Raw genomic sequence first — 4,837 nt, 5'->3', positions numbered from 1 at the left:
ACGAGCTACGAGCTACGAGCTACGAGCTACGGGCTACGGGCTACGGGCTACGGGCTACGAGCTACGGGCTACGAGCTACGGGCTACGAGCTTGCGAACTTTGCGTTTCTGGTGAGACTTGCAGTCGCGGCTCGCGGCTCGCGGCTCGCGGCGCAGCCGGGCAAGAGTTATTGGTCAGGGGCGCGCCTAGCGCCCATAATGGCAGCGGTTCGAATTCCGCCGACCCCGTGCGGTTCCCAAGAAGAGGTGACACCGATGAAGCTGCTCAACCGTTCCGCGCTGAGCGTCAAGCCGACCCAGGCGTTCGTCGACTGGGTCAACTCGTTGGAGCCGACTGTCGGTGAAGACGACCTGACGCTCGACGACATCGCTGGCGAGAATACCGTCTATCTCATTCCCGAGATGGATACGCCGGAAGCCCTGCAGGCCTATGTCGGAGAGCGCTACTACGACATCCTCGAGACCGAGCTGCGAGCCTGGGAGGAGGATGAGCGTCAGTGGCCGGAGAGCCTGAACTGGGCGCTGTTCGAGACGTTTCTCACCCTGGAGCACAGCTATCTGGCGGTGGATCTCGACGACGAGGCCGAGCTGGAAACCTCCGAAGTCGACGACGAGCTGCTGATGGAGACCGACGAGGAGTGATGGGCCGGATGTTGCTTGAGGGCGGTGCCGAGCGCTTCTTCAGTCCATGCTGAAGCGGCTGTTCGAGGAGCGGCCGGGGGACGACGGTCTACCCGGGCGTGAACGCAAGCTGGCGCTGCTGGCGATGATCACTGGCACCCAGATGGCGGTGCTGGACAACGGCATCGTCAACATTGCCCTTCCCACGCTGGCCAAAGAGCTGGCGATCAGTGGCTCCGAATCGATCTGGATCGCCAACGTCTATCAACTGGTGACGGCGGCGCTACTGCTGACCTTCGCCGCGGTGAGTCGGCGCGTCGGGCGTCATCGCCTCTATATCGGCGGGTTGGCATTCTTCACCGGGGCATCGCTGGGCTGTGCGCTGGCCCGGGCGTTCGAATTCCTGCTGGTGATGCGAGGGCTGCAGGCGATCGGCGCCGCTGCGATGCTGAGCATTGGCCCCTCCCTCTACCGGATCATCTTTCCCACCCGGCTGCTGGGATCGGCAATCGGCCTGAGCGCGCTGACGGTGGCGTTCGGTATCGCCGCAGGGCCGTCGCTGGGGGGGCTGATCCTGCACGTGGCGAGCTGGCCATGGTTGTTTGCCATCAACGTGCCGATCGGACTGCTGGCGCTCGTACTTGGCGTGCGCGCTCTGCCGCGGGAGAAACCGATCCTCGGGCGAATCGATGTCTGGGGCGCGCTGATGTCCATCGTCATGCTCAGCGGCAGCGTCTTCGCACTGGATCAGTTCGGCCATGGCAAGGGTGGAGCGCTGGCCTCGGCGACGCTGGCGCTCAGCGCGATCTGCCTGGTGGGATTCGTCTATCGCCAGCGCCATGTCGCCAGGCCGCTGGTGCCGCTGGCACTGTTTGCCGAGCCGCGCTTCTCGTTCGCGGCGGTGGTGTCGATGTTTGCGTTCCTGGCCCAGGGCGTGGCGTTCGTGGGACTGCCGTTTCTCTACCAGACCGTCATGGGCGTATCGCCGATCATGTCGGCGGTGCTGTTCACGCCCTGGCCGCTGGTGATCATGATCATCGGGCCGCTGGCAGGGCGCCTGGCGGACAAGGGCAATCCGGCGCTGATCAGTTCGACCGGCCTGGGGTTGTTCCTGCTCGGCATGCTGGCGTTGACCGGCCTGGACGCCGACTCGAGCTATCTCGACGTGATCTGGCGAACCGCGCTCTGCGGGGTGGGTTACGGCCTGTTCCAGGCGCCGAACAATCGCGAGATGATCGGTAGCGTGTCGGTCGACCTCAGCGCCAACGCCTCCGGCGTGCTGGCGTCGGTGCGCACCTTCGGGCAGTCGCTGGGCACGGCGTTGGTCGGGCTGATCCTCGGCCTCTCGTTCGGTTCGCTCACGCTGTCGCTGTGGGTGGGGTGTGCATCGGTGGTGATCGCACTTGCCTTGAGTCTCTATCGCACGCCGATGGCCGCCAAGGGCGTTCGGCGCTGAGCCCTTTTCTCGAGGCTTCACCCAATGCCCGAGCAAGGCGTTACAATGGTCCGGTTGGTTCAGGAGGAACTGTCATGAGTGTTCAGGCACGTATCGAAGAGAAACTCGCGACGCTCGAGCCGGTCGAGATGACGGTCGAGAACGAGAGCCACATGCATCATGTGCCGCCGGATTCCGAAACCCATTTCAAGGTGACGCTGGTCTCCGAGCGATTCGCCGGGCTGATGCCGGTCAAGCGCCACCAGTTGATCTACAGCCTGCTGGCCGATGAGCTCGCCGGCCCCGTCCATGCGCTGGCCCTGCATCTCTACACGCCGCAGCAGTGGTCGACCCGCGGCGGCGTCCGTCCGGATTCGCCCAACTGCCGCGGTGGGGGCGGCCAGTGATCGGCGATCCGCAGCGGCTGCAGTATCTCGAAGCCATGGGGATTGCCAGCTGGGCTTCGCGGTACCGCTTCGTCAATGCCAGACCGACCGGGCAGGTCGAATGGGAAGTCGCTCCCGAACCGGAGAAACCGGCGCGAGGGCAGCGACTGCAGGCGTTGCTGGAGACGCCGGCACGACCGGTCGAGCGCGATCGCCCCGCCACCGATGAAGCGCCAACGCCGCAAACCGCGGCGCCGCTATCGCGAGCCAGGGCCCTGCTCGGGGGAGACGCGGCCCGGGGCGAGTCGCCCCGGCCGTCTCCCCACCAGGCTGCCGATCCCGATGCTGCGGCGGTTTCCCCGTCGTCAGAGGACACCGGGGCCGAGCAGGCCTCTGCGAACGCTACCAGGGAAGCGGCGCCAGCGGTCGATCCGCTTCGATTCACCCTGTCGCTGTCGGTCATCGGTGAGCGCTGGTGGTTGATGCTGCCCGGCGAGCGGCCGATCTCCGCCGCGGGGCAGGCGCTGCTGGGACAGATGCTGAAGAGCGTCGGCATGCCCGCTGGCGGGGCGCCGCTGTCGAGTCTGACCTGGCCGTTGATGGACATGCCGGCCAGCGATCCCGTCGGTGAGGCGCGCGAGGGCATTCAGGTCTTCTGTGCCGGGCAGGCGCGTCGCCACGGCATGAAAATCGACGGCGCCGTCATCGTGGGCGACGAGGTCTGGTCGTCGCTGCTGGACGATCCGGCGAACGAGCTCGAATGGACCTGTCATCACCTGCCACACCCCGCCGACATGCTGGACTCGGCCAGTGCCAAGCGTGCGTGCTGGCCCCTGCTGCAGACGGCGGGAAGCGCCTGGCGGCAGGGCCTGGATGCTCCTGAATAGCAGGCGTCGCCTGCCGGTCCCCCAGGGCTTGAACGAACCTCCTCGAGTAACGCCCATGCCCATCGACGCTTTTCATCCCGAGGCCTCCCACGGGAGGACCCTGCCGGTCCGGCTCGGCGCGGAGGACCTGCCGGCGCTGGTGACGTTCGAGGGCCGGGCCAACGATGACGCCTGGTCGGAAGCGCTGCTGGAAGCGGCGTTGAGGGACGAGAATTATGCGGTCTGGGGCGTCCGGTCGGCCAACGACAGCGCGCTGTGGGCCGTCGCCATCCTCGCCTACCTGCCTTTTGACGCCGAGCTGCAGTCGATCTGCGTGCTACCCGATGCGCGCCGGCAAGGTCTGGCGCGGGAGATGCTGGGGTGGGTCATGCGGTGCGCCCGTGCCCGGGGTGCCGAGCGCCTGCTGCTCGAGCTGCGGGAGTCGAACCTGGCGGCGCGGCGACTGTACGAGCGTGCCGGCTTCAGAATCGACGGCCAGCGCCGCGGTTACTACCGCCGTGACGATGGACGCGGAGAGGATGCGCTGCTGATGTCGCGGGATCTGGTCTGAGGCGACCGATTCAGGGCGCCGGGTCGGGCGCGAGGAGGCCTGGCAGCGGCTCCGGAGGAGGGAAGGGCTGGGCGGTCCGCCGGATGGGGCGTCCTGCGCAGGTCGCCCCGTTCCGCCGTCTTAGCCGCCGTTTCAGCCGTTGTCGCTGGTCGAGGCGCTGTCCAGCGACTGCAGCTTGTCGAGCAGTCCACCGAGACGCTGTTCCCACTCCTCGCGCTCCTGCTGGAAGCGTGCGTTCTCCGCCTTGAGTTCCTCGTTCTCCATCTTCAGCATCTCGATGCTGTCGACGGCATCCTGAATCTTCTGTTCCAGTTTGGCGAAGATTTCACCGTTCATCTGCACTCTCCTTGAAAGTTCGTGACTCGTTCCCGAGGTATGGTCGCCTGTTCGATGGCCGCAGCCTACGTGGCGCCGAGGCCGACGACAAGCGTCTCGAAGTGGCGACGTCAGCCGGCTTCGGACTGACGTCTGAAAAGCCGCCCATGGCTGTCTCCCGCGACGATTTCGCGATGCAGTCGCCAAGGAGCCGGCGGGGACCAGGCAAGCTCGTGTTCCGTCTCGACATAGATGACGGCATCGGGCGCCAGCCAATCGCCCAGCTCCAGGTCGAGGCAGGTCTTCGCGGCCAGTCCCTGGCGGAAAGGCGGGTCGAGAAAGACGAGATCGAACCTGCTGGGGGGCGTCGCCAGGAACCGTTCGACGGGGGCGACGACGACGTGTCCGGCGGCGCCCAGTGTCGCGATATTCGCTTCCAGCGCCTTGGCCACCGGGGCGGTGGACTCGACGAAGGTGGTCTGGGACGCCCCGCGCGACAACGCTTCCAGGCCGAGTGCGCCGGTGCCCGCGTAGAGGTCCAGACCCTGGGCTGAGCCGAAGGCCTGCTGCGCGTAGTCGACTTCCGAGATGCCCACGAAGACCCCGCTGCGGCTACCGGCCAGCCGCTCCGCGGCCAGGCCGGC

Annotated in this window: 7 protein-coding genes; 5 read left to right on the top strand and 2 right to left on the bottom strand. The window is 66.7% G+C overall.

The window, feature by feature from the left end:
• Nucleotides 1-254: 254 nt before the first annotated feature.
• The 5 genes from AC3AYF_RS04440 (at nucleotide 255) to AC3AYF_RS04420 (ending at nucleotide 3,878) form a co-directional block, all read left to right on the top strand.
• Nucleotides 255-641, top strand: coding sequence for a hypothetical protein (locus AC3AYF_RS04440; RefSeq protein ID WP_295039231.1), 387 nt, complete (start codon nucleotides 255-257; stop codon nucleotides 639-641).
• A gap of 46 nt (nucleotides 642-687) precedes the next feature.
• Nucleotides 688-2,076 (top strand): MFS transporter, encoded by a 1,389-nt coding sequence (locus AC3AYF_RS04435; protein ID WP_295039233.1) that lies wholly within the window; start codon nucleotides 688-690, stop codon nucleotides 2,074-2,076.
• A 74-nt stretch (nucleotides 2,077-2,150) separates the two neighbouring features.
• Complete coding sequence (locus AC3AYF_RS04430) at nucleotides 2,151-2,462, top strand: BolA family protein (RefSeq protein ID WP_295039237.1); 312 nt, start codon at nucleotides 2,151-2,153, stop codon at nucleotides 2,460-2,462.
• Complete coding sequence (locus AC3AYF_RS04425) at nucleotides 2,459-3,328, top strand: hypothetical protein (protein WP_487779439.1); 870 nt, start codon at nucleotides 2,459-2,461, stop codon at nucleotides 3,326-3,328. Before AC3AYF_RS04430 ends, AC3AYF_RS04425 begins: the two co-directional genes overlap by 4 nt.
• 55 nt (nucleotides 3,329-3,383) lie before the next feature.
• Complete coding sequence (locus tag AC3AYF_RS04420; protein ID WP_487779438.1) at nucleotides 3,384-3,878, top strand: GNAT family N-acetyltransferase; 495 nt, start codon at nucleotides 3,384-3,386, stop codon at nucleotides 3,876-3,878.
• A 132-nt stretch (nucleotides 3,879-4,010) separates the two neighbouring features.
• Here the strand turns inward: AC3AYF_RS04420 and AC3AYF_RS04415 are convergent, their stop codons facing one another.
• Together AC3AYF_RS04415 and AC3AYF_RS04410 are read right to left on the bottom strand one after the other, a co-directional pair.
• Nucleotides 4,011-4,214, bottom strand: coding sequence for a cell division protein ZapB (locus AC3AYF_RS04415; protein WP_110602144.1), 204 nt, complete (start codon nucleotides 4,212-4,214; stop codon nucleotides 4,011-4,013).
• A gap of 110 nt (nucleotides 4,215-4,324) precedes the next feature.
• Nucleotides 4,325-4,837, bottom strand: a 513-nt coding sequence (locus tag AC3AYF_RS04410; protein WP_487779437.1) for an RsmD family RNA methyltransferase, incomplete at its 5' end; no start/stop codon positions are given.

The organism is Salinicola sp. (assembly GCF_982684285.1).
Note: the sequence above shows the minus strand (reverse complement) of the source record. Positions and strands in the feature narration are given on the sequence as shown.